Annotated in this window: 24 protein-coding genes and 1 pseudogene; 13 read left to right on the forward strand and 12 right to left on the reverse strand. The window is 65.5% G+C overall.

Features of this window, described 5'->3' with window-relative positions:
* Positions 1-93: 93 nt before the first annotated feature.
* Positions 94-1,428: an MFS transporter gene (locus RS899_RS09585; protein WP_315809731.1), complete on the forward strand. Its 1,335-nt coding sequence runs from the start codon at positions 94-96 to the stop codon at positions 1,426-1,428.
* On the opposite strand, the gene RS899_RS09590 is transcribed toward RS899_RS09585, so the two are convergent.
* A complete protein-coding gene (locus tag RS899_RS09590) occupies positions 1,425-2,309 on the reverse strand; it encodes a DMT family transporter (protein WP_038803179.1) in 885 nt (294 codons plus the stop codon). The two genes, RS899_RS09585 and RS899_RS09590, sit on opposite strands and share 4 nt — an antisense overlap.
* 210 nt (positions 2,310-2,519) lie before the next feature.
* On the opposite strand from RS899_RS09590, the gene RS899_RS09595 reads away from it, so the two are divergent.
* The gene (locus RS899_RS09595; protein WP_315809732.1) at positions 2,520-3,269 is read left to right on the forward strand and encodes an ABC transporter substrate-binding protein; all 750 of its coding nucleotides are present in this window, start codon (positions 2,520-2,522) and stop codon (positions 3,267-3,269) included.
* 45 nt (positions 3,270-3,314) lie between these two features.
* On the opposite strand, the gene RS899_RS09600 is transcribed toward RS899_RS09595, so the two are convergent.
* From RS899_RS09600 to RS899_RS09620, 5 genes are read right to left on the reverse strand one after another with little or no spacing between them, the layout of a single operon-like run.
* Entirely contained in the window at positions 3,315-3,860 is a 546-nt protein-coding gene (locus tag RS899_RS09600; protein ID WP_315809733.1) for an arsinothricin resistance N-acetyltransferase ArsN1 family B, read from the reverse strand.
* Between the two features lie 7 nt (positions 3,861-3,867).
* Positions 3,868-4,569, reverse strand: a complete 702-nt coding sequence (arsH, locus tag RS899_RS09605) for an arsenical resistance protein ArsH (RefSeq protein ID WP_054909762.1) — start codon at positions 4,567-4,569, stop codon at positions 3,868-3,870.
* Between the two features lie 12 nt (positions 4,570-4,581).
* Positions 4,582-5,052: an arsenate reductase ArsC gene (locus RS899_RS09610; RefSeq protein ID WP_315809734.1), complete on the reverse strand. Its 471-nt coding sequence runs from the start codon at positions 5,050-5,052 to the stop codon at positions 4,582-4,584.
* Between the two features lie 29 nt (positions 5,053-5,081).
* Entirely contained in the window at positions 5,082-6,365 is a 1,284-nt protein-coding gene (locus tag RS899_RS09615) for an arsenic transporter (protein WP_054909760.1), read from the reverse strand.
* Between the two features lie 21 nt (positions 6,366-6,386).
* Positions 6,387-6,734 (reverse strand): metalloregulator ArsR/SmtB family transcription factor, encoded by a 348-nt coding sequence (locus RS899_RS09620; RefSeq protein WP_054909759.1) that lies wholly within the window; start codon positions 6,732-6,734, stop codon positions 6,387-6,389.
* Between RS899_RS09620 and RS899_RS09625 the strand changes: the two genes are divergently transcribed.
* Positions 6,733-7,038, forward strand: coding sequence for a hypothetical protein (locus tag RS899_RS09625; RefSeq protein ID WP_315809735.1), 306 nt, complete (start codon positions 6,733-6,735; stop codon positions 7,036-7,038). The genes RS899_RS09620 and RS899_RS09625 overlap by 2 nt on opposite strands.
* A gap of 321 nt (positions 7,039-7,359) precedes the next feature.
* Positions 7,360-8,223 carry an AraC family transcriptional regulator gene (locus RS899_RS09630; protein ID WP_315809736.1) on the forward strand — a complete coding sequence of 288 codons (864 nt, stop codon included), beginning with the start codon at positions 7,360-7,362 and terminating at the stop codon, positions 8,221-8,223.
* A 195-nt stretch (positions 8,224-8,418) separates the two neighbouring features.
* Here RS899_RS09630 and RS899_RS09635 read toward each other — a convergent pair whose 3' ends face one another.
* From RS899_RS09635 to RS899_RS09645, 3 genes are all read right to left on the reverse strand, one after another.
* On the reverse strand, positions 8,419-10,851 hold the full coding sequence (locus RS899_RS09635; protein WP_315809737.1) for a TonB-dependent siderophore receptor: 2,433 nt from the start codon (positions 10,849-10,851) through the stop codon (positions 8,419-8,421).
* A gap of 76 nt (positions 10,852-10,927) precedes the next feature.
* Complete coding sequence (locus RS899_RS09640) at positions 10,928-11,890, reverse strand: FecR family protein (RefSeq protein WP_315809738.1); 963 nt, start codon at positions 11,888-11,890, stop codon at positions 10,928-10,930.
* The gene (locus RS899_RS09645) at positions 11,887-12,363 is read right to left on the reverse strand and encodes a sigma-70 family RNA polymerase sigma factor (RefSeq protein ID WP_233298557.1); all 477 of its coding nucleotides are present in this window, start codon (positions 12,361-12,363) and stop codon (positions 11,887-11,889) included. Before RS899_RS09645 ends, RS899_RS09640 begins: the two co-directional genes overlap by 4 nt.
* 387 nt (positions 12,364-12,750) lie before the next feature.
* Here RS899_RS09645 and RS899_RS09650 point away from each other — a divergent pair, with 387 nt between their 5' ends.
* Positions 12,751-13,416, forward strand: a complete 666-nt coding sequence (locus RS899_RS09650; protein ID WP_315809739.1) for a TetR/AcrR family transcriptional regulator — start codon at positions 12,751-12,753, stop codon at positions 13,414-13,416.
* 56 nt (positions 13,417-13,472) lie between these two features.
* A pseudogene (locus RS899_RS09655) lies at positions 13,473-14,753 on the forward strand (MDR family MFS transporter); the annotation flags it as partial.
* A 320-nt stretch (positions 14,754-15,073) separates the two neighbouring features.
* Here RS899_RS09655 and RS899_RS09660 read toward each other — a convergent pair.
* The 3 genes from RS899_RS09660 to RS899_RS09670 form a co-directional block, all read right to left on the reverse strand.
* Complete coding sequence (locus RS899_RS09660; RefSeq protein WP_315809740.1) at positions 15,074-15,616, reverse strand: GNAT family N-acetyltransferase; 543 nt, start codon at positions 15,614-15,616, stop codon at positions 15,074-15,076.
* 93 nt (positions 15,617-15,709) lie between these two features.
* Positions 15,710-16,996 carry a glycosyltransferase gene (locus tag RS899_RS09665; RefSeq protein WP_315809741.1) on the reverse strand — a complete coding sequence of 429 codons (1,287 nt, stop codon included), beginning with the start codon at positions 16,994-16,996 and terminating at the stop codon, positions 15,710-15,712.
* Positions 16,997-17,082: 86 nt separating this feature from the next.
* On the reverse strand, positions 17,083-18,024 hold the full coding sequence (locus tag RS899_RS09670) for a GntR family transcriptional regulator (protein WP_054909751.1): 942 nt from the start codon (positions 18,022-18,024) through the stop codon (positions 17,083-17,085).
* A 201-nt stretch (positions 18,025-18,225) separates the two neighbouring features.
* Here RS899_RS09670 and RS899_RS09675 point away from each other — a divergent pair, with 201 nt between their 5' ends.
* From RS899_RS09675 to RS899_RS09705, 7 genes are all read left to right on the forward strand, one after another.
* The gene (locus tag RS899_RS09675; RefSeq protein WP_054909750.1) at positions 18,226-19,275 is read left to right on the forward strand and encodes a polyamine ABC transporter substrate-binding protein; all 1,050 of its coding nucleotides are present in this window, start codon (positions 18,226-18,228) and stop codon (positions 19,273-19,275) included.
* 184 nt (positions 19,276-19,459) lie between these two features.
* Positions 19,460-20,332, forward strand: a complete 873-nt coding sequence (locus tag RS899_RS09680; protein WP_054909749.1) for an ABC transporter permease — start codon at positions 19,460-19,462, stop codon at positions 20,330-20,332.
* Positions 20,325-21,128 (forward strand): ABC transporter permease, encoded by an 804-nt coding sequence (locus RS899_RS09685; protein WP_315809742.1) that lies wholly within the window; start codon positions 20,325-20,327, stop codon positions 21,126-21,128. The genes RS899_RS09680 and RS899_RS09685 overlap by 8 nt, the downstream gene beginning before the upstream one ends.
* Positions 21,121-22,200 carry an ABC transporter ATP-binding protein gene (locus RS899_RS09690; protein ID WP_315809743.1) on the forward strand — a complete coding sequence of 360 codons (1,080 nt, stop codon included), beginning with the start codon at positions 21,121-21,123 and terminating at the stop codon, positions 22,198-22,200. The genes RS899_RS09685 and RS899_RS09690 overlap by 8 nt, the downstream gene beginning before the upstream one ends.
* Positions 22,201-22,233: 33 nt before the next feature.
* Positions 22,234-23,538, forward strand: coding sequence for a glycosyltransferase (locus RS899_RS09695; protein WP_315809744.1), 1,305 nt, complete (start codon positions 22,234-22,236; stop codon positions 23,536-23,538).
* On the forward strand, positions 23,531-23,911 hold the full coding sequence (locus tag RS899_RS09700) for a cupin domain-containing protein (RefSeq protein ID WP_315809745.1): 381 nt from the start codon (positions 23,531-23,533) through the stop codon (positions 23,909-23,911). Before RS899_RS09695 ends, RS899_RS09700 begins: the two co-directional genes overlap by 8 nt.
* 138 nt (positions 23,912-24,049) lie before the next feature.
* Positions 24,050-24,394 (forward strand): cupin domain-containing protein, encoded by a 345-nt coding sequence (locus RS899_RS09705; RefSeq protein WP_017519228.1) that lies wholly within the window; start codon positions 24,050-24,052, stop codon positions 24,392-24,394.
* Positions 24,395-24,397 lie beyond the last annotated feature (3 nt).

The following is a 24,397-nucleotide window of genomic DNA, read 5'->3' on the forward strand; positions in this document are numbered from 1 at the left end:
CGCAACTACTCAATTTCAGAACTTACGCCTCCGTGGCAGCCCGACGGCCGCCGCGCGGGTTTCGTATTGCCACAAAAACAAGAGTGAACCGCCATGATCGACCACACGCCCGCCGCGCCGGGCTCGCGCTCGGCCTTTCGCACCTTCTGCGTCTCCGGCATGGGCACCGCGCTGGAGTTCTACGACTTCGTCATCTACGGCTACGCCGCCGCGCTGATCTTCCCGCAACTGTTCTTCCCCGGCATGGACCGGCTGACCGCCGTGCTGGTGGTCTTCGCCGCTTTTGGCGCCGGCTTCTTCGCCCGCCCGCTGGGCGGTGTGGTGTTCGGGCACCTGGGTGATCGTTATGGCCGACAGAAGGCGCTGGTCGCCACCCTGGTGCTGATGGGCCTGAGCACCTTGCTGATCGGCTTCCTGCCGACCCACGCCAGCATCGGTGCCGCCGCGCCCGTCCTGTTGGTGTTGCTGCGCCTGGTGCAGGGTTTCGCCGCCGGTGGCGAGTGGGGCGGGGCGGCGCTGTTCGGCATTGAGGTAGCGCCTGAAGGCCGCCGCGGCCTGTGGGGCAGCTTCACCAGCATGGGTATCGGCATCGGCGGCATCTTCGGTTCGGCGGTATTCGCCATCGTCAGCTTCGCCTTCGACGATGACCTGAGCGGTATTGCCTGGCGCATTCCGTTCTGGCTCGGTGGCCTGCTGGTGCTGATCGGCCTCTACGCACGCCTGCAGAACACCGCGCCGCAGCCCAAGGCCGCGCCGAAAGCCGAGGCGCGCATGCCGCTGATGGAGGCTTTCCGCCGTCGGCCGCGCGAGCTGTTGCTGTGCATCGGCATCGCCTTCGGCTACGTCACCATCGCCTACATCGGCAGCACCTTCTTCCTCGCCTACGCGACCGACATCGGCTACAGCAGCAGCCACGCCCTGCTGTTCGACTTCTCGCTGTCGGTGGCCATCGTCGCGTCCGCGCCGTTCTTCGGTTACTTGTCCGACCGTTTCGGCAGGCGTGCAGTGATGATCTTCGGCGCGGCGATCATGGCGCTCGGGCTGTTCGCCTTCTTCCCGCTGATCGGCTTGCACAACCTGCCGCTGGCGTTGCTGGCGTATATCGCCGTGGGCTTCTTCATGGGGGCGACCCAGGGGCCGATCCCGGCTTTCCTCGCCGAGCAGTTCCCGCGGGAGATGCGCTACTCGGGGATTTCCTTCAGCTACCAGATTGGCGCGGCACTGGGTGGCGGCACGGCCTCGAGCATCGCTACCGCCATTCTCATCGCCACCGGGCGCAACCCGTTCGGCGTCGCGCTTTACGGCGCGGCAGCGCTATTGCTGGTGGCGATCTGTTCCTGGCTGCTGCGCGAAACCTCGCATCTGCCGATGGAACTGATCGACCGCGACGACGCCTCGCCGGGCGTTGCCCAGGCTCAGGTCGGTTAAGTCACGGCGCGGGCTTTGGTGCCGGGCACCAGGCCGAGCACCAGGGCGCAGCCGATCAGGATGATCAGCGCGCCCACACCCTGCACCAGCGACAGGCTCTCGCCCAGCACCAGGGCGCCGATCAGGACGGCGACCACGGTGACGACGAACTCCACGCTGATGGTTCTGGTCGCGCCGATTCGCGAGACGAGCTGGAAGTAGACGACGTAGTTCACCGCGCTGAATATGCAGCCGCAGATCAGCAGGAAGAACACATCGATCGGTTGCGGCGTGCCGGGCACCGGCACCCAGATCAGCAATGGCAGGGTCAGCAGCCCGCCGATCCCGAACGCGCCGCAGGTCACTTCCCAGGGGCCGGCGGTGCGCAGCTTCAGGCTGGCGTAATTGCTGCCGAAGGCCGCGCAGACGGCGCCGAACACGGAGGCTGCGCTGCCGAGCATGAACTCGTGGGTGATCGGCACCGCCGGGAAGCCCACCAGCAGCACCATGCCGAAGAAGCCCAGCACCAGCCCGCCGAGGCCGCTCCAGGTGATGCGTTCCAGGCCCCAGAGGCGGCCGATGAGCATCGAGAACAGCGGAATCCCGGCGACGAAGATCGCCGCCATGGCGGTGCCGATGCGTGGGGTAGCGTAGGTCATGCCGATCAATTGCCCGGCCACCGTGGTGGCGCCAACCACGCACAGCGGCTTCCACAGCCCTGCGAAGTTCAGCTGGCGCCCGGCCAGCCGTGCCACGGCGAACAGCGTGAAGCTGGCGATCAGCGCGCGGAAGCTGACCGCGCCAACCCAGCCGAAGCCGGCGATGGCCTTGAGCAGCACAAGGAAGGACAGCCCCCAGCCGACGGCGAGGAACAGGTAGGCGGCAAGGTCGCGCGGTTGCATACGACTCCGGTGGCACAAGGCAGCAGGGGCCGCCAAAGCGTGGCAGCGAATGCCGCTATCTTGCCGGTCGCGCTTGACGCTTGGGAAGGCAGCACGCCGAGGTTTTTGCCGCCCTGGGCTGGCGGTGGCGGCGCCAGGAGGGTGGTACTATGATTTTCAGCTCCCCACTTCAGCACGTCGCTGTCCTGCCACTCCCGCCAAGCGAGCCTTGTGAAGCCTTCGACCATCTGTGCAGCCTTGCTCTGTTCATTGCTCAATGTCGGGGCCTGGGCAGGGGACTATCGGGTCGTCACCGAAGAGTGGGCGCCGTACAACTACGTCGAGAACGGCCAGCTCACCGGCATGGCGACGGATATCGTCAAGGCCATCATGGGGCTGACCGGCGATGATTTCGCGATCGAGCTGTTGCCCAGCATGCGCACCAGCCTGGCCCTGCAGTCGCAGCCGAAGACCATCATGTTCTCCATGTTCCGCACGCCGGCGCGCGAGCCGTTGTACAAATGGGTAGGCCCGATCGTCGAAGAGTCGATCCATCCCTATCAGTTGGCCAAAGCGCGCCAGCCGGCGAATACCCTGAGCGACCTGCGGGGCGCTCCGCGCATTACCACCCGGCATGCCGGGCTGGTTCCGGAGACGCTGGAGGCCATGGGCTTCGACAATCTCGACAAGCGCGCCACCGGCAGCCCGCAGCTCTATCTCATGTTGCTGGCCGGGCGTACCGACATCATCGTCGGCGACACCGATGCCGGCGTCGCGTATTACAGCCGTCAGTTGGGCCTGTCGCCCGGCACATTGCGCCAGGTGCCGGTCGAACTGTATCGCTCCACGCTCTACATCGCCTTCAGCCGCGATAGCGACGATGAGCGAGTCGCCGCCTGGAGTCGCGCGCTGGAGCGGTTGCGCGAATCGGGCGAGCTGGCGCGCATTCAGCGTCGATACGAGAGCCCGGACCTGCAGTGAGATCGTCCGGGTACTTGCGCCACGCCTTGCCCGTGTGCGGGAGGCTCAGCCCGCGATGTCCCGATACGGACGTGGCTCGCCGGGGCACTGGCTCGGCGGGCCAAGCTCAAGGCGCCAGTAGCCCACGTCGTGCCATTGGCCGAGCTTGAAACCGACCTGCGGGAAGGTGCCGACATGCTGGAAACCCAACCGCTCATGCAGGCCGACACTGGCTGCATTGGGCAGGGCTATGCCGGCATAGGCGGCGGTGAATCCCTGCCTGGTCAGGATGGGGAGCAGCGCGGCATAGAGGCTGCGACCCACACCCGAGCGCCGCTCGCTCTCCGCGATGTAGACCGTGACATCCACTGCCCACCGATAAGCAGCGCGCGCCCGGTGTTGGCTCGCATAGGCGTAGCCGGCTACGTGCCCATCGCGTGAGGCAACCAGGTACGGGTAAGTCTGCAGGGTCGTGCAGATCCTCTGTCTAACCTCTGCGACACTCGGCGGCACCTCTTCGAAGGAGATCGCCGTTCCATTCACGATCGGCGCGTAGATGGCCTGGATTGCTGGCGCATCCTCGGGTCGCGCCTCCCTGATTTCGATGGGCATGGTCACCTCAGATCGAGCGCTGATTCACACGGGCGGACAGCTGCTCGGCGTTCTCCTTGCGCTCCGAATAACGATCCACCAGGAACTCCTGGCGATCCCGCAGCAGCAGGGTGAACTTCACCAGTTCCTCCATGACGTCGACCACGCGATCGTAGTACGCCGAGGGCTTCATCCGGCCCGCCTCGTCGAACTCCAGGTAGGCCTTGGGTACCGAGGACTGGTTGGGGATGGTGAACATGCGCATCCAGCGGCCAAGGACGCGCAACTGGTTGACCACGTTGAACGACTGCGAGCCGCCACAGACCTGCATCACCGCGAGCGTCTTGCCCTGGGTGGGGCGCACGGCGCCGAGGGCCAGGGGAATCCAGTCGATCTGTGCCTTGAACACCGCCGAGAGTGCGCCGTGGCGCTCCGGCGAGCACCAGACCTGGCCCTCCGACCACTGCACCAGGTCACGCAGTTCCTGCACCTTCGGATGCTCCACCGGCACATCGTCCGGTAGCGGCAGGCCTGAAGGATTGAAGATGCGCGTCTCGGCACCGAAGTGCTGCAGCAGCCGTGCGGCTTCCTCCACCAGCAGGCGGCTGAAGGAGCGTTCGCGCGTCGATCCGTAAAGCAGCAGGATGCGCGGTTTGTGCTCGCTGGCATCGGCGGCGGCTGGTAGCGGATCGATCAGCGACAGGTCGAGGTTGGGCAGTTGTTCGGACATGTGTCCTCCTGATCAAAGGGCGCCAATACGATCCAGCTCGCGCTTGAGTTCGTCGCGGCCGAGGGTGGCGAAGGGCAGGGCGAAGAAGGCACGGCAGCGCAGTTCGATGCGCGCCAGCGTGGCGCGGAAGGCGGCGTCGATCGCGGCCTCGTCACCCTCGGCATCCGAAGGATCTTCCAGCCCCCAGTGGGATTTCACTGCCGGGCCGAAGTAGACCGGGCAGACCTCGCCCGCGGCCTTGTCGCAGACAGTGACGACGATATCCGGCGGGTTGCCTTCGAAGGCGTCGTTGCCCTTGCTGCTCAGGCCTTCGGTAGAGATGCCGGCCTGCTCCAGGGTAACGAGGCTGCGGGGCAACACCTGGCCCTTGGGGAAGCTGCCGGAGCTGACCGCCTCGAAGCCCTCGGGCGCCAGGTGATTGAACAGCGCCTCGGAGAGGATGCTGCGGCAACTGTTGGCCGTGCACATGAACAGGACTCGCATGGAAGGCTCCTCCGCTTCTGGGCGGGACGTCAGAGGCTCAGGCGCAACGCCAGGGCCGAAAGGGTGATCAGCAGAACTGGCAAGGTCAGGAGGATGCCGACCTTGAAGTAGTAACCCCAGGTAATCCGCACGCCCTTGCGTTCCAGCACATGCAGCCAGAGCAGCGTGGCGAGACTGCCGATGGGGGTGATCTTCGGGCCGAGGTCGCAGCCGATGACGTTGGCGTAGATCATCGCCTCGCGCACCAGGCCTTCCGCGCCGCTGGCCTGGATCGACAAGGCGCCGACCAGCACGCTGGGCATGTTGTTCATCACCGAGGACAGCAGCGCCGAGAGCAGGCCGGTGCCGAGGGCGGCGACCCACAGCCCCTGTCCGGCAAGGCGGTCGAGCAACTGGGCAAGGAAGTCCGTGAGGCCGGCGTTCTTCAGGCCGTAGACCACCAGGTACATGCCGAGGGAGAAGATCACTACCTGCCAGGGCGCTTCGCGCAGTACACGGCGGGTGGAGATGCGCTGGCCGCGGGCGGCGACAGCGAAGAGGAGCGCGGCACAGGCGGCGGCCACGGCGCTGACCGGGATGCCCAGCGGCTCCAGGGCGAACAGGCCGACCAGCAACGCCAGCAGCGTCCACCAGCCGACGATGAAGGTGGCGCGGTCATGGATGGCGGCCTTGGGTTCCTTCAGCGCATGGAGCGCGTACTGCCTAGGGATGTCACGGCGGAAGTACAGGAACAGCACCAGCAGGGTGGCGGCAATGCTGGCAAGGCTCACCGGCAGCATCACCGAGGCATACTCGGCGAAGCCCAGGCCGAAGTAATCCGCCGAAACGATGTTCACCAGGTTGGACACCACCAGCGGCAGGCTTGCGGTGTCGGCGATGAAGCCGGCAGCCATGACGAAGGCCAGGGTCGCGGCGGGCGAGAAGCGCAGGGCGAGCAGCATCGACATGACGATGGGCGTGAGGATCAGTGCCGCACCATCATTGGCGAACAGCGCCGAAACGGCCGCGCCGAGCAGCACACAGAAGGCGAACAGGCGCTGGCCGCTGCCGTTCGCCCAGCGCGCCACGTGCAGTGCGGCCCACTCGAAGAAACCGGCCTCATCCAGCAGCAGGCTGATGACGATGACCGCGATGAAGGTGGCGGTGGCGTTCCAGACGATGGCCCAGACGACCGGGATGTCGTGCAGCGAAACCGCGCCGGCGGCCAGGGCGATGATCGCGCCCAGGGCGGCGCTCCAGCCGACGCCAAGGCCCCTGGGCTGCCAGATGACCAGAACGAGAGTGAAGATGAAGACTGCAATGGCGACCAGCATGGAAGACTCGCTCGACGGGGATCAGCAGCAGGCGGCGTCACGGACGGGGCGGCCGTCCATGTTCTGCAGGCGCAGGGTGTTGTCGGCCAGCCACTGCCCGTTGGCCAGCAGCGTGACCTGCAGCATGTCGTGCACCCAGGCGGGCAGTTCGGGGTTGAGGCGGTAATACACCCACTGCCCCTGGCGGCGATCCAGCAGCAGGCCGCTGCTGCGCAGTTGTGCCAGGTGGCGGCTGATCTTCGGCTGGCTATCGTCCAGCGCGCACATCAGCTCGCAGACACACAGCTCGCCCAGGCTGGCGATGAGCAGGGTGGCGCGAGCGCGGGTCTCGTCGGCCAGGCTCTTGAAGACTTCGGGTGGAGTGATCATGGCTTTATCTGGATATATGGAAAAACGAATATACGGGTTTCCATATGTCCTGCGCAAGCTTCCGGAGCCCGAACATCTGCAACGGACAGTTGCGCACCGCAGGCGCGAGGCACCTTTCGAGCAGTCTGTCGCGCACGCCTGCTGGCGGGACATCCGTTTCTCCTGCGGCGCACTGATCATCACCGCGCTGATCGATGGCTTCTGGCTGGAGTGGGCGCTGGACCACAAGGCCTTCAGCGCGCGCAAGGCGGAGAAGTGCTGCCTGCAGACGGCGCAGCTGTTGACCGGCGTTACGCCGGCCTAGGTGGGTTACATCGCGGACGATGGCGGCCTGCGCGACATCCCGCCAATTGCCGACTCCTCGCACGGCTGCGCTGACCAACGGCCCTGCGGCCGGGCTTCCGAAAGTCCTTCGATGAAGATCAATGCTTCCCGGCAGGCGGGCAGGGGCGTGGTTGTTCTCGCCCTTATCCACCTTGCGTGGAGCGAGCGCCAAGGCGGTGAGGCTTCCGCTATCGCACAAAGCTGGCATGCTCCGGGCTTGATCTGAGCAAGCCCGGCTAGGTGCGCCCCTGCAGGATTGGGGGATCCTGTCGTCGACCGTATATCCAGGAGCTGCCGTCCGGTGTCCGATATCCCGATTGCTTACGCCAAACGCTTCGACGCGGTGCTCGCCTATATCGATGGCCACCTTGAAGGTGATCTTTCGGTAAAGGCGTTGAGTGAGGTGGCCCATTTCTCGGTGTACCACTTCCACCGGCAGTTCACCGCCTATGTGGGTGTGCCCGTTGCCCGCTATGTGCAGTTGATGCGGTTGCGGCGAGCGGCGCATCGCCTGGTGGCCGGCGCGCAGTACTCGGTCCTGGAGGCCTCGTTCGACGCCGGCTTCGACAGTCCCGAGGCCTTCAGCCGAGCCTTTCGCCGGGACTTTGGCATGGCTCCCAGGGCCTTCCGGCAGCAGCCGGACTGGCGGTCCTGGCATGCGGTCTTCGCCATTCCCCACTTCTCCAGGAGCATTACCATGCAAGTACGTATCGTCGATTTCGCCGAAGTCCGGGTCGCAGCCCTCGAGCACTGCGGTCCTCCCGCACAGCTCGACGAGAGCGTGAATCGGTTCATCGAATGGCGCATGGGCAGCGGCTGCTCGCCCGTCGCATCGAGTCGCACCTTTGGCATCCCCTACGGCAACCCCGACACGACACCGGCGGAGGAGTTTCGCTTCGCCATCTGCGGTGAGATCGACGGGGAGGTGGCGCCGAACGACTACGGTGTTCGCGAACTGGTCATTCCCGGCGGCCGCTGCGTCGTCGTGCGCCACGTCGGCTCACCCGATCACATTGGCGAGAGCATCTACCCGGTTTATCGAGACTGGTTACCCGCAAGCAACGAAGAGCTCCGCGACCATCCCCTGTTCTTCCACTACCTGAGTGTCTATCCGCACACGCCGCTGGAGCAGTGGCAGACGGATGTCTACATCCCGTTGCGATAAGGCGGAGCCTCACCCCTCGGCCGTCGTCACGAGTTGCGCGTGACGACGGCATTCCGGTGCGCCAGTCTGGCAGACATGGCCAAGGCCTGGGCTCCCGGTGAGCGCGCGTTCCCCAGCAATGCGGTGAGGCATGGATGACTGGAGCCGGCCGTCGATGAGGCCGGCCCCGGGCATCGCTGCGGTTCCGCGTCGTGGCTACCAGTCGTAGCTCATTTCCAGCGAGGCCACCCGCTCCTGGCCGTAGTAGCAGCCGAATGCGTAGTTGCAGTCGGAGACGTACTCCCGGTCGAACAGGTTCTGCACGTTCAGGCGCGCTTGCAGGCCCGCCATGCTTGGCGAGAAGCGGCTGAAGTCGTAGCCGAGGGTGGTGTCGTAGACGACATAGGCGGGGGTATGGAAGCTGTTGGCCGCGTCACCCGGCTTCCTGCCCGTGTAGCGTGCGCCGACGCCCCAGGTGAGGCCGTCGACGGTGGCCTGGCTGAAGTGGTAATCCACCCACGCAGTGGCCGAGACAGGCGCCTGGGCTTCGCTGCGGTTGTCCTCGTTGCCGTAGGTTTCCCTGGTGTAGAACGAGTCGATGTAGGTCGCTGCGGCGAGCACGTCGAATTGCTCGATGCTGGACTTGAGCTCCAGTTCGACACCGCGCGAACGTACCTCGCCGGACTGGCTTTCGTACTGCGGATAGTCGACGTCGCCGGTAAGGACGTTCTTCTGCTTGATCTGGAACACCGCGGCGGTCAGCAGGGTCTTGTCGAACGGCTGGTACTTCACACCCACTTCGTACTGCTCGCCCTCGGTGGGCTTGAACGCATTGCCGCCGCGCTCCGGCGCGGCGGTGCCCGCCGTTGGCAGGAAGGACTCGGAATAGCTGACGTAGGGCGCCAGGCCGAAGTCGGTGACGTAGGTCAGGCCGATGCGCCCGGTGAACTTGTTGTCGCGCTGCTCGGTGATGCTGCGCGCGAGCAGGTCCTTGTTCTCGACCTCGGCCCAGTCCTGGCGCCCGCCGATGGTGAGGATCCACTGGTCCAGCTTGATCTGGTCCTGCAGGTAGAGCCCGGTCTGGCGAACGGTGTTATCCCACTTGGTGGTCAGCTCCGGGCGCACGTTGCCGGTGTCGGTGTTGTTCTTCCCATAGAGGTTCACGGGTTCCGCGTTGTAGGCGTTGTAGCCGTCGTACTTGCGGTTGAAATGCCGATAGTCGACGCCGGCCAGCGTGGTGTGCTGCAGGGCGCCAGTGTTGAAGCGGTATTCCAGGTTGTTATCGAGGGTGTAGGCGCTGTTGTGCTGCCGCCAGTCGACCTTGGTCCGGTTGGCGCGGGTGTAGTCGGTGACGCCGTCGGCGTCGGTAACGAAACTGCGCAGGTAGAAGCCCCGGTAGCGATCATCCACGTCGGTGTAGCGGGCGGTGGAGCGGAACTGCAGGTCTTCGTCGAAGCGGTGGCTGAAGTCGTAGCCGAGGATGTACTGGTCGCGCTTGTAGTCGTTGTAGCGCGAGTCGCCGGAGAAGAAGTCCCGGTCGATGCGCTGGCCGGTGGGGCCGCGCACCAGGCTGCCGATGCGCGGCAGCGACTGGTAGTCCTCCAGCCCATCGTCGCGCTGGACCTGGGCGAGCAGGGTAAGGGCGGTGTCCTCGGTGGGCGCCCAGGTCAGGCTGGGAGCCAGCAGCATTCGCTCGCTGTGAGTGTGGTCGACCTGCTCATTGCCCTTCTTGGCGACCCCGATGACGCGGTAGGAGAAGGCTTTCTGCTCATCCAGCGGACCGCTGGTATCGAACGCGCCATTGACCCGGTGGTAGCTGCCCAGACCGAACCTGACCTGGCTGCGCTGCTCGGTGGTGGGACGCTTGGAGACCATGTTGACCAGCCCGCCGGGCTGGTTCTGGCCGTACAGCACCGAGGACGGGCCCTTGAGTACCTCGACACGTTCCAGCGTGTAGGGATCGATCTGCGGGGCGCCGCCCAGACTGCCGGCGTAGGGAAGGTAGGCGCCGTCGAGGTACAGCGGCGTCGGCGCAAAACCACGGCTGGTGATCTCGTCGGCGATGGAGTTGCGGTCCGTGTAGCCGTTGACGCCCAGGCCGGGGGTGTAGCGCAGCGCCTGGGTGAGGTTCTGCGCGCCCTGGGCCTGGATCTGGTCGGCGGTGATCACATTGATGGTCTGCGGGACCTCCAGGATCGGTGTGTCGGTCTTGGTGGCGGTGCCGGTGCGGGTCGCCACGTAGCCTTGCACCGGTCCCCAGGCCGATTCAAGGTTGGCGCCATTGATGGTGGTCGGTGACATCTCCAGTGCGTCATCGGCGGGAGCCAGCACGTATCCGTCGGCCACCGCCCGGGCCTGCAGGCCGCTGCCGTGCAGCAGCTGGGCGAAGCCTTCCTCCAGCGAATAGCTGCCGTGCAACGCTGACGCCTGGAGGCCGCGTACCTGTCCGGCATCGAAGGACAGCGCCACGCCAGCCTGGCTGGCATAGCGGTTCAGGGCGGTGCCCAGGGGGCCGGCGGGGATATCGAAGCTGCGGCTGTCCGCCTGGGCTGCCAGCGACAGTGCTGGCAGGCCCAGGGAGGCGGCCAGGCCCAGTTGCAGGGCCAGGGCCAGGGCCAGCGGAGAGAGGCGACGCGAGGAGCGGTTCATGAAGGTTCCTGTTGGGTTGGCTTATGTCATTCAGGACGGGCCACTCGGCCAAACTGGAACCGACATTGAAAAATAATTATTCGCGTGGATTTTCCCGGTTCACCTGCAGCAGCCACGGTCCGTAGGACTTCACCTGCAGCGGGAAGCTGCGCGCCAGCAGGCGCAGTGCGCGCTGCGGGTCATCCATCGGCAACACCGCGGAAACCCGCAGGCCGGCCAGCGCCTTGGCGTCGTAGGCCAGGTAGCCGCTGAAGTTGCGATCCAGTTCCTTGAGCACTTCGGGTATCGGCCGGTCCCAGACCACCAACTGGTGGTTGCGCCAGGATCGCTCGAAGGTGTTGCTGTCCACCCGCTGCGGCTGGCCGAGGCCCTGATCGTCCAGGCGCAGGCGCTGGCCGGCCGCCACTTCCACGCTGGCGCCGGAGACGCTGCGCACTTCGACGCGGGATTCGAGCATCGTCAGCCAGGTGGCGTCGTCGCGGCGTTCGACGATGAAGCGCGTACCCAGTGCGCGGATGCTGCCGTGGGCGGTTTCGACGACGAAGGGGCGGGCGGAGTCATGGGCCACCTGCACCAGGATGTCGCCCTGGATAAGGTGCACGGTGCGGCGATGGGTGTCGAAGTCGAGGTCTGCTGCCGAGCGGCCGTCGAGGATGACCTGGCTGCCATCGTCGAGACGTGTTTCCTGCCACTGGCTGGTTCCGGTACGCAGGTCGGCGAGCAGGTAGGCCGGCGGATTGGCGTGCAGGAACAAGCCCAGTGGCAATAGCGCCGCCAGGGCCAGTGCGACCCCGCCGGTGCGACGCCTCTGGCGTTGCCGGTCCAGGCTGTGTGCTGCATCCAGTGCTGCATGCGCGGGTGCCGCAGACAGCCTGTCGAAGCGCCGCAAGGTGCTCGTCAGGCTGGCTACCGCCGCTGCGCGACGAGCATCGCTCGCGCACCATGCATCGAACTCGGCCTGCCGTTGCGGCTCGGCTTCCAGGCGCACCAGCCACTCGGCAACCTGCTGGAGCAGGGCGTCTTCGTGCCGGCTCATCATGCTCCGCCCAGTTGCCGGTGGCAGTGCAGCAGAGCCTGCACCAGGTACTTCTGCACCATGCGCGTGGAGACGCCGAGGCGTTCCGCGATCTGCTCGTGAGTCAGGCCGTCGAGATGGCGCAGCAGAAATGCCATGCGCGCCTTGGCGTTGAGCCCGAGCAGGGCATGGGCGATCTGTTCCAGCGCGTCGATTGCCTCGGCAACCTGCTCGGCGGAAGGGTGACCATCTGCTTCGTCGAGGACGCGTGCCAGTTCGTCCAGGTAGGCCTGCTCGATGGCTTGACGGCGCGCGCGGTCAATGAGCAGCCGCCGCGCGATGGTGCAGATGAAGGCGCGCGGTTCCTGCAGTCCCAGAAGGTCCCGGGAGGCCAATATGCGCACAAAGGTGTCATGGGCCACATCGGCCGCGTTATCGCGATGGCGCAACCGCTTGCGCAGCCAGCCCAGCAACCAGGCATGGTGATCGAGATACAAGGCCTGTACGTCAGCGTGTCGAGGGCTGGAAGCAGCGGGTGGGGGCAACGCGAATCCTTGCGTGATAACGTCTTGCAGTTGCGAAGTAATCTCATCTTAATGTGCGTGCCATCAGGCAGGCAAGGAAAATGGAGTAGTCGGCGAGTGCCCAGCCGCTTCGGCAAACGAGCAGTTGCGGCTGGCCGACCGCCGTTGTCGCAAGCGTTCCTGTCCATCGAAGGTCTAGATGGAGCGCGCCTCCAATGATCCGCTCAGGAGGGCGCCGACCAACGTCCGGAGGCTGATCCCAACCGAGAGAGCAGTTCGTCGTAATCCTTAAATTTAAATTGAATTTAGATTTAACCTGCTTCAGGCTTGTCGGCACTGTTCCGTTATTGAGGAAAAACCATGGCCTCCCGCGAAGCTCGAAAAGATGGTGAAGCGACCCGCCTGCGCATTCTTGAAGCCGCCGGTGAGCTGTGCGCCACGCTCGGCTTCGGTGAAACCAGCAACAAGGCCGTCGCCGCCAAGGCGGAGGTCGACCTGGCGTCGATCAACTACCACTTCGGCAGCCGCAACGGTCTCTACCAGGCCGTGCTGGGTGAGGCCCGTCGACGCTTTCTCGACATCGCCGACCTGCAGCTGATCATCCAGGGCGGGCAGTCGGCGCCGGACAAGCTGCTCGCGCTGACCGAACTGGTCGTGCGCAAGGCGGTGCGCGGGCGGGAAAGCTGGCACCTGCGGGTGCTGGCTGCCGAAGCCCTGGCGCCCAGCAGCCACGGCCAGGAAGTGCTGCACCCCGAAAAGGCGCTGAAGCTGACGTTGCTCAAGCAGCTGTTCAGCGAGATCACCGGGATTCCGCCCGACGACCCCGCGTTGGTGCCCTGCATCCTCAGCGTCACGGCGCCCTGGGCGATGCTGCTGATCGGACCTCGTGGCGGGCATGGCGCCCTGCGCGACATTCTCGACATGCCAGGCCCTGTGGTCGTCGCCCAGCTCTACAGCTTCACCCTGGCCGGCCTGCAGGAAGTGGGGCGGCAGCACCGTCTGCGCGCGCCCTCCACGGGCGAATGAGCCCGGCTTCCATTCCTTCTACTTCCCACGACACCTCATCTCATCAGGTCCGCTCCATGCAAACGGCTTCCGAACAACCCCTGGCCACGAACCTGAGCCCCTCGGACGACGCTCAGGCGACGCAGCCATCCATTCCCCTGTTGCTGGCGGCGTTGCTGCTGGTGATGTTCCTCGCGGCGCTGGACCAGACCATCGTGTCCACCGCGTTGCCGACCATCGTCGGCGAACTGGGCGGCCTGCACCTGTTGTCCTGGGTGGTGACCTCCTACCTGCTGGCCTCCACGGTCGTGGTCCCGCTGTATGGGAAGTTCGGCGACCTGTACGGCCGCAAGCTGGTGCTGCAGACCGCCATCGTGCTGTTCCTGGCGGGCTCGGCGCTCTGCGGGCTGGCGCAGAACATGACCGAGCTGATCCTCCTGCGCGCGCTCCAGGGCCTGGGCGGCGGCGGCTTGATGGTGGTGGCGATGGCGGCCATCGGCGACGTCATTCCGCCGGCCGAGCGTGGCCGCTACCAGGGGCTGTTCGGTGGCGTATTCGGCCTCGCCACGGTGGTCGGTCCGCTGGTGGGCGGCTTCCTGGTCGAGCAGTTGTCCTGGCGCTGGATCTTCTACATCAACCTGCCGCTGGGCTTGCTCGCCCTGCTGGTGATCGGCAGCGCGTTCAAGCCCCACGTCGCACGGGTGAAACACGTCATCGACTACTTTGGCGCCTTCTTCCTGACCCTGGCCCTGGCCTCGCTGGTGCTGATCACCAGCCTGGGCGGCAGCACGCTCAAATGGACCTCGATCGACATCCTGTGCCTGTCGCTCTTCGCCGTTGTCGGTGTGATCGGCTTTGTCCACGAGCAGCGCATCGCGGCGGAACCGATCATGCCGCTGCACCTGTTCCGCCACCGAACCTTCGTGCTCGCCGGGCTGATCGGGTTCACCGTCGGTGTTTCGCTGTTCGGCTCGGTGACCTTCCTACCGCTCTACATGCAGGTGGTCAAGGACGCCACGCCGACCAGTGCGGGCCTGCAGATGCTGCCCCTGATGGGTGCAATGCTGGTCGTCTCGGCTATTACCGGTCGCCTGATCAGCCGCTGGGGACGTTACCGGGTATTCCCCATCCTTGGCACGCTGCTGCAGGTCATCGCCCTGGCGTTGCTGAGCCGTCTGGACCTGCAATCGTCGATGTTGCAGATGAATCTCTACATGGCCTTGCTCGGCGCCGGGCTGGGCATGGTGATGCAGGTGCTGATCCTGGCGGTGCAGAACAGCGTCGAATTCCGCCACATGGGCGTGGCGACCTCCGGGGCGACCCTGTTCCGCTCCATCGGCGGCTCGATTGGCGTTTCGGTGTTCGGCGCATTGTTCTCCCACGAGCTGATGAGTCGGCTCGTGAGTGCCTTCCGGCCAGTGTCGGCTCACCGGCCAACCTGTCGCCGGCCGCTGTGCATGCCTTGCCCGCAGCGTTTCAACAGGCTTACCTGGAAGCCTTTTCCGGATCGATGCACTGGGTCTTCCTGGTGGCGTGCATGGTCAGCGCCGTGGCCTTCGCGCTGTCGTGGCTGCTGCAGGAAGTTCCGCTGCGCAAGGCCTGACGATACCTCGGCCGCCGATCCGCTGCGGATCGCCCGGCCGCAGGACGGCGGCCAGGCAGGCCGCGAGTGTCTCGCCTATTCGGCGCCTTGGCTGGCCCACTGCTCGCGCGAAAGCTCGAAGCAAAGCCATTGCGCGGGAGTGCCCGAGAGATCCAGTTCAGCGTCGTACGCCAGCCTGGCGCCCAGCTTTGCCGTACCTTTCTGCGAGCGGATGTTGCTCGGCGCGATGTGGAACCACACGCGCTCGAAGCACTGGAAGGCATGGCCGAGCATCAGGGCCTTCAGTTCGCGGTTGGTCGCGCCGCCCCAGTAGCGGTGGTTGATGAAGGTGAAGCCGATGCCGATGTCTTCCGGCTGGTCCGGCACCGGGTAGTAGCGCGAGCAGCCGATGGCCCGGCCGGTTGCCCGGTCGAGGATCAGCAGGCAGCCACCGGCATTCACCAGGAACTGGAAGTAGGGCTCGAAGACCTCGCGGCGGTAACGATCCTTTGCCGGGTGCCCGGCCCAGGTTTCGGGCGAGTTGGCGGCGTCGTAGAGGGCGTCGAAATCCTCGCCGCGCAGCGGGCGAAGTTGCAGGGAATCGCCGAGCAGGGTCGGCTGGTCATCGAAGGTGGTCATGCTGGGCTCCAGGGGTAATGGAGCTCAGCTTAAGGGCGGATCGGAACCTTGCAGAGAGCCAATGGCACGTACTTGCGCGGTGCCATTGGCTGCTTAGTCGCTGCAGATGCCGAGAATTGCCTGCGCGGCCGACGCTGTGCCGCGTGAGGCCTGCATCTGTTCGCGCACACCGGCCAGCCGTTGCTGCATGGCCTTGTCGGCGAGCAGTTCGGCCAGCGTGCCGGGCAGCGCCGCCAGCGGGTTCTCGAAGCGTGGCAGGTAGCGCGCCACGCCGACTTCCTCGGCGCGCCGGGCATTGTCGTGGCCGTCCCAGCAGTAGGGGATGATCACCGACGGCAGGCCGAAGTAGAGCGCCTCGCAGAAGCTGTTGTTGCCGCCGTGATGGATGAACAACTGGCATTCGCGCAGCACCGCCGGCTGCGGATACCAGCTGTCGAGGTAGACGTTGTCGGGCACGCTGTCGTAGTGCTCGCGGTAGGCGCCGACGTTGATCAGGAAGCGATAGGGCAGTTGCGCGGCGGCATCGATCAGCTTGCGCATCATCTCGATATCGGCGGCGCCGAGGCTGCCGAAACTCACATAGATCAGCGCAGCATCGTCGTGCCGCGGGAACTGCGGCGGGATATACGGCGCCTCGCTGCGCACGCAGCCATCGAGGTACAGATAGCGCTCGGCCGGCAGCGGATTCTGGCGCTCGTAGCGCACGGGGGTGGGCGAGAGCAGCAGGTTGAGCCAGGGCGAATCCTCGAGGAACTGGCCGGCGGGCAGGGCGGGGTGGCCGCACTCGGCGAGGAACTGCGCGAAGCGCTCATGGGCCGGCCGGGTGGCCTGCAGGTAGTGCGCGCGATAGGTTGCGCAGGCTTGCGGGTCGCTGCTGCTGGCGCCGGACAGGTAGGGCGGCACGGCAGCGTCGGGCAGTTCGGTTTCCGCGCAGGAGATCATCCGCACCCAGGGACAGCCGGCGGCGGAGATGGCCGGGAAGCTGACCACGTTGTCCAGCACGATGGCATCGGGCTTGAGCCGGGCGAGCAACTGCTGCAGCGGTTTTTCCGACTCGATGGCAGTGTCGATGATGGCTTCCCAGGCCGGCGCTACGTAGCTGTCGATCTGCGCCAGGGGCGGCTGGTCGAAGTAGGGCACGTTGCGCTCGATGAAGCGCTCCCAGTAATGCTGGTGGTCGGCGGCGGAGAGCGGCGAGTCCAGTTGCAACGGGTACTCGGCGAAGCCGTACTCGGCGAAGATGCCCTGGAAATGCGCATGGCAGATGAACACCGGGCGGGCGCCGAGTTCGCGCAGGGCCTGGGCGATGCCGATGCAGTTCAGCGCGGCGCCGAAGCTGGCCTCGGGGAAGAAGGCGATGGTTCTTGTTCTTTGCGTCATGGGCACATCCGGGTGTTGCTCACGGGCACTGCGTGAAACTGATACTGCATTTTTTCGTTAAAAAAAACACCGTGTGAGAAAAATAATCAGCGACGGCCCAGGGCGAACGACTGCGGAATCCCGCGGTTGGCGGTCTGCGGGCGCTGCGCGAAGGACAGCCGCAGGTGCAGGCGCATCAGGTCGGCGGCGACTTCAAGTTGGCCGCGTTCGATCTGCTCGATGATCCGCAGGTGCTCGCGCAGGGCTTCCTGCAGGCGGTGCACGCTGACCATCGGCAGCAGGTTGGGCAGGCGGCGCAGGCGCTGGTGCTGCAGCAGGGCGTCGCCGACGAAACGGTTGCCGCAGCCCTGGGCGATCAGCTCGTGGAAGCCGATGTCCAGTTCGCGGAACTGGGCCACGTCGAAGCGCTCGATGGGCGCCGCCAGCAGCTCTTCCATGGCCCCGCGCAGCAGGGCGAGGCGCGCCAGGTCCGGCTCGAAGCCGGGGGCGAGGAGGGCTTCGGGCTCGAGAATCAGCCGATAGCGCAGGCTGTCTTCCAGTGCTGCGAGGTTGTTCAGCAGCGGGCGGAACGACCAGCTCTGTCCGGCGCCGCGCTCCAGCACCTGGTCCTCGCTGAGCTGCGCCAGGACCTTCTGCGCGGCGACGCGGCTGATGTCGTAGCGGCGCATCAGCTCGCTGGCGCTCAGGCTGTTGCCCAGGCGGCCGGCCATGCGGTCGCGCAATACCGAGGCGGCCAGCGCTTCCTCCTCGGCCTGGGGCAGGGCGGAGCCGAGCACCTGGGCGGACGGGTCGGCAGTGAGGCGATACCCCTTGCCCGGCTCGTGGGCCACCAGTTGCTGTTCCAGCAGCAGGTCCAGGCCGGCGCGGATCAGCGTGCGCGAGACGCCGAAGGTGCGCGCCAGCTGTTGCTCGGACAGCGCATCGCCATCGGCGAGACCTGTGTCCTGGGCGTGCTCGATGATCCGCCGGGCCAGTTCCAGGTGGTTGGTGCGCGGTCTTTTCTCGGTGTCCTTGCTCAAGCGGCTCATCTCCAGCGGTCCCGGCGGGCTTGTCGTCGCGGGGCGAACCCTTATGCCACAGCGAGGGTGGTCCAACAAGAATGTGGGAAATGGTTGTAGGAAATTGTTGACTTCGCCAGCGGTTCGGTTTTTATTTTGAAAAAAAGACATGTAGTACGCTTTTCGTTCCGCTGCCGTCGACACAACAACAATCATCGTCAGGTGCGCAAGATGAAGCTGAAGACCATGCTCTACGCAGGGGCAACCCTCGCGCTCACGCTGTCCGCCACCACGGCCAGTGCCAAGGATCTGGTGATCTCCATCTGGGACGGCTACATGGCCCCGGACAACCTGGAGAAGTTCCAGAAGGCCACCGGCCTGGAAGCCGACAAGTCGCTCCACGCCACCAACGAAGAGATCATGGGCAAGCTCATGGCCTCCGGCGGCGAAGGCTACGACGTGGTGTTCGTCTCTTCGCCCTTCGCCGAGATCCTGCACAAGCAGGGCCTGCTCGCCGACATCGATCCGGCCAAGGTGCCGAACCTCAAGAACCTCTACCCCGAAGCGCAGAAGCTCGAGTACGACCCGGGCAACCACTTCTCCGTGCCCTACACCTGGGGCACCACCGGCATCTGCTACCGCTCGGACAAGGTCAACCCGGCACCGTCGAGCTGGAGCGACCTGCTCAAGCCTTCCGACGCCCTCAAGGGCAAGACCACTATGCTCGCCACCGACCGCTGGCTGCTCGGCGCCGGCTTCCTGGCCAACGGCTGGTCGGTCAACGACGGCAACCCGGACCAGATCAACGCGGTGCGCGACCAGCTGATCGCCACCAAGAAGCGCCTGCTGTCCTTCGACGACACCACTTTCTACTCCAAGCTGGCTTCGGGCGAGGCGCTGATGGCCCATGCCTGGGATGGCTGGTGCAACTACGGCACCCAGGCCAACGAGTCGATCAAGTTCGTCGTGCCCAAGGAGGGTTCCGACCTCTGGGTGGACACCATGGTCGTGCTGAAGAGCTCGAAGAACCCCGACGCCGCCTACCGCTTCATCAACTACATGCTGGAGCCGGCGAACCACGCCTGGGTCGCGGAGAACATCCTCTACAAGGTGCCCAACCAGGCGGCGATGGCGACCCTCAAGCCGGACCTGCTGGCCAAGTACCCCAACCTCACCACCACGCCGGCCGAGTTGGTCAAGCAGCAACAGTTGCGTGACGTGGGCGGCTCGACGCAGAAGGCGTACACCCGCGCCGTGACCGAGATCATGGCGGCCCAGTAGTAGGGCCGGCTGCGCGTCGGCGATGCTGCGTTGAGAACAAGCGCGGGCTTGCTCATTTAGCGGCCTAAACTCCGCGCCCGCGCTTGTTCTCGCCTTGCCTCGCTCTAGCTCGCTCGCCCCAGAAGTTCACTGCATTTAATAACCCTGAAGCACCCCGCCTGGCGTGGGGTTGGGGGAACTACGCATGACCGCTTTATCCGCCGACCGCAAATTGTCGGCCTGGCTGCTCGCGCCCGGTCTGGGCTGGCTGGCCCTGTTCCTGCTGCTGCCGTGCCTGCTGGTGCTGGTCTACAGCTTCCTCGAGCGCGGTGCCTACGGCGGCATCGACTACGTGTTCACCTGGGAAAACTACCGCCGCGCGGTGGACCCGCTGTACCTCGACATCCTCCTGCGCTCGGCGAAGATCGCCGGCCTGGCCATGCTCTTCGCGGTGATCATCGGTTACCCGGCGGCCTACGCCATCACCCGCACCACGCCTCGCCGGCAGGCGGTGTACCTGTTCCTGGTGATGCTGCCGTTCTGGAGCAACTACCTGATCCGCACCTATGCCTGGATCGTCCTGCTCAACCGCGAAGGCCTGCTCAATCGGCTGTTCAACCTGCTGGGCTACAGCGGCGAGCCGATCAACCTGTTGTACACCGACGCCACCGTGGTGCTCGGGCTGGTCTACAACTACATCCCCTTCGTCATCCTCGCCATCTACAGCTCGCTGTCGCGCATCGACAACGAGCTCTGGGAAGCCTCGCGGGACCTTGGCGCGTCCGGCTGGACCACTTTCCGCCGAGTGATCCTGCCGCTGTCGGTGCCCGGCGTGGCGGCCGGCGCGGTGTTCGTCTTCGTGCTCTCCATCGGCAACTTCATCACCGCCGACCTGCTGGGCGGCAAGCAGGTGCAGATGGTCGGCAACCTGATCTACGCGCAGTTCCTCACCGCGCGGGACTGGCCGTTCGGCGCGGCGCTGAGCTTCTTCCTGATCGGCATCATGCTGCTGCTCCTGTTCATCCAGGCCATGGTCTCGCGCCGGGCCCAGGGCGCGGAGGGCGAACGCCATGCGTAACTCCTCCGGCATCGCCCTCGGCACACACCTGTGGCTGGTGTACGCCTTCCTCTATGTGCCGATCCTGGTGCTGATCCTGCTGTCGTTCAACGCCAGCGGCCTGCCCACCGCGTGGGGCGGCGCATCGCTGAAGTGGTACGCCAAGCTGCTGGCCAATGCCTCGATCCAGCACGCTGCGCTGAACACCCTGATCGTCGCACTGACCTCTACCTTCATCGCCTGCGTGCTTGGCACCTTGCTCGCGCTGGGCGTGGAAATGCGCGCGCGCAGCAGCGGCAAGAAAGGCAGCAACATCGCCGACACCCTGCTGATGGCACCGATGATCATCCCCGACATCGTCCTGGCCATTGCGCTGCTGAGTTTCTTCAACCTGCTGAAGATGAGCCTGGGGCTGCACTCGATCATCCTCAGCCACGTGGTGTTCAACATCGCCTTCGTCTGCGCGGTGGTGCGCACGCGCCTCAAGCACTTCGACTATTCGATCCTCGAAGCGTCCATCGACCTGGGCGCCGGCTGGTTCACCACCGCGCGCCGGGTGCTGCTGCCGGCGATCTTCCCCGGCGTGCTGGCCGGCGGATTGCTGGCGTTCACCCTGTCGGTCGACGAATTCATCATCGCTTTCTTCAACTCCGGCTCCGGCAGCGCCTCCACCACGCTGCCGATGCAGATCTACTCGATGATCCGCTTCGGTGTGACCCCGGAAATCAACGCCCTCGCCACCCTGGTGATGCTGGTCAGCTTCACCGCGCTGTTCGCCTCCCAACGTCTGAACAAGGTGCCCAAAGCCCATGACTAAGTCTTCCGACCTGCTGGTGCTGGACCAGGTCAGCAAATCCTATGGCGAGGGCCTGACGGCGGTGGACCAGGTGTCCCTGGCGATCCGCGAGAACGAGTTCTTCGCGCTGCTCGGCCCGTCCGGCTGCGGCAAGACCACGCTGATGCGGATGATCGCCGGCTTCGAGACGCCCAGCTCCGGCGCCATCTACCTCAATGGCCAGGACATCTCGCCGCTGCCGCCGAACAAGCGCCCGCTGAACCTGATGTTCCAGTCCTACGCGCTTTTCCCCAACATGACCGTACGCAGCAACATCGCCTACGGCCTGGAGATGGAGAAGCTGCCCGCCGGCGAGATTCGCCAGCGCGTCGATGCAGTGCTGGAAACCGCGCAGCTCGGCGCTCTGGCCAACCGCCGCCCGGACCAGCTTTCCGGCGGCCAGCGCCAGCGCGTCGCCCTGGCCCGCGCGCTGGTCAAGCGCCCGCGCGTGCTGCTGCTGGACGAACCGCTCGGCGCGCTGGACAAGAAGCTGCGCGAGAAGATGCAGCTGGAACTCAAGCGCCTGCAGCACGAGAGCGGCATCACTTTCATCATGGTCACCCACGACCAGGAAGAAGCCCTGGTGATGTCCGACCGCATGGCCGTGCTGCGTGACGGCAAGGTCTGCCAGTGCGGCAGCCCCAGCGAACTCTACGAGAACCCGGGCAGCCGCTTCGTCGCCGACTTCATCGGCGTCAGCAACCTGATCGAGGGCCGCCGCGTGGGCACCAACCGCCTGCAGGCCGGCGATCAGGTGCTGAACATCGAGACCACCGCCCAGTCCTGCCCCGAGAGCGTGACCCTCGCGCTGCGCCCGGAGCGCCTGCGCGTGCTGACCGATGCCACGCCCGCCACTGACAACCAGATCCACGGCCAGGTGGCGGAAGTCGCCTACCACGGCCTGGACACCAACCTGCACGTGAACACGGCGCTGTCCAGCAAGCCGCTGATCGTCCGCGTGCCGTCCTCGGACTACGACTTCTTGCGCCTCGCCGCCGGCATGCCGGTGCGCCTGGGCTGGGATGCGCGGCACGGCCGCGTGCTGACTCACTGATTGCTTCAAGAACAAGACTTACAGGAGAGCACCATGAGTAGTGAACGCAAGGTCATCGCCTTCTTCCCCGAGGCCGCCTACGGCCCGGCCCTCAACTCCGTCGGCATCGCCCAGGCCTGCGAGGCGCTGGGGCACAAGGCGGTGTTCCTCACCGATCCGGGCATGACCGGGGTGTATTCGGCCTACGGCTTCGAGGAGCACTACGTGAACATGTCCGAGCCGATGCCGGCGGAGGAGATGGCGCGCTACTGGACCGACTTCATCAACGGCCACATCCCCAACTTCCGCAAGGCACCGATCGACCAGCTCGACAACTACGTGAAGGAGTGCTGGGAGGCCATCGTCTCCACCTCCAAGTGGGCGCAGAAGGAGCTGCCGGCGATCCTCGACCGGATCAAGCCGGACCTGATCTGCGTCGACAACGTGATCCTCTTCCCGGCCATCAAGCACTACGGCAAGCCGTGGGTGCGGATCATCTCCTGCTCGGAGAACGAGGTGCATGACCCGGACATTCCGCCGTACCTGTCGGGCATGAGCGTGGAAGACAAGGAGGGCCACGCGCGCTTCCAGAAACGCTTCGAGGAAGTGATCGCGCCGATCCACGCCGACTTCAACGACTTCCTCGCCGAGTGTGGCGAGCGCCCGTATCCGCTGGGCACCTTCTTCGAAGAGTCGCCCTACATGAACCTGCTGCTGTACCCGGACCCGGTGAAGTTCCAGCGCCGCCACGCGCTGCCGGCGCGGCAGTTCCACTACCTGCAGGGGTGCGTGCGCAGCGACAAGCCCTACGAGATTCCGCAGTTCAAGGCGCACAACGACAAGCCGCTGCTGTACGTCAGCTTCGGCAGCCTCGGCTCGGGCGATGTCGACCTGCTCAAGCGCCTGGTCACCGCTATCGGCAAGCTGCCGTACCGCGCGCTGTTCAATGTCGGCGAGCACGTGGAGAAATACGACGACCTGCCGGACAACGTGATCGTTTCCAACTGGTACCCGCAGCCCTCGGTGATCGCCCAGGTCGACGGGGTGATCCACCACGGCGGCAACAACAGCTTCACCGAGTGCCTGTTCTTCGGCAAACCGGCCATCGTCATGCCCTATGTCTGGGACGGCCACGACAACGCCATGCGTGCCCAGGAGAGTGGCCATGGCCTGCGCATGGATCGCTACGACTGGAGCGAGCAGGACCTGGCGCGCAACATCGCCCAGCTGCTCGGCGACGACCTGATGCAGGAGCGCCTGGCGCGCACCAGCGACTACATGCGCTCGCGCAAGGGCCCGGAAGACGCCGCGCGCATCCTCGACCAACTGATGGGCGGCAAGGCGGTGAACCATGGCTGAGTCCAAGGACCCCTTCTTCAATGGAGCGGCCAGCGCGCCGCACATCCGTGGCGCCCGCGACTACGACGACCTGGTGGACTGGGGCGTGCAGTCCGACGCGCTGGAAGGCGTCTCGCATTCCAGTGGCCGCCTGCTGTTCAAGGGCCCGAATAACAGTCCCGAGACCGGCCTGTGGGTCTGCACGCCCGGCCGCTGGCGGCTGTCGATCCCGCGCGACGAGCTGTGTCACTTCGTTGCCGGGCGCGCCACTTACCGCTCGGACGAGGGCGAGGTGATCGAGGTCGAACCCGACACCCTGGTGCTGTTCCCCGCCGGCTGGACTGGCGAATGCACCGTGCACAGCACACTTCGCAACCTCTACATGCTCGCCTGAACCCGTAGGGCGCATAACGCCCCAAGCGTTATCCGCCGTCGAGTTTTGCGCCGAGCCCATCGGCGGATAACCGCAAGCGGTTATTCGCCCTACGCCTTATCCGGCCGCCCGAGAGGGTGGCCATTGCTGGAGAAAGACATGAAGACTCCCGTTATCCATCGCCCGCTGCAAGTCACCGAACTCAAGGACTGGGGCGTGATCCCGACCATGCTCGAGGGCGAGTCCCACGTCAGCGGCGTGGTGCTGCACAAGGGGCCTGAAGGCCAGTCCGAATGCGGCATCTGGCACTGCACGCCGGGCAAGTGGTTCTGCCACGTGACCAGCGACGAGTTCTGCCATTTCCTCGAAGGCCGTTGCACCTATGTGCACGAATCCGGCGAGGTGATCGAGATCGAGCCGGATACCGCGGCCTTCTTCCCCAAGGACTGGAAGGGCGTGTGCACCGTGCACGAGACCATCAAGAAGGTCTACATGATCCGGTGATGC

The sequence above is a fragment of the Pseudomonas sp. C9-3 genome (assembly GCF_032392015.1).
Classification (GTDB): domain Bacteria; phylum Pseudomonadota; class Gammaproteobacteria; order Pseudomonadales; family Pseudomonadaceae; genus Pseudomonas; species Pseudomonas nitroreducens.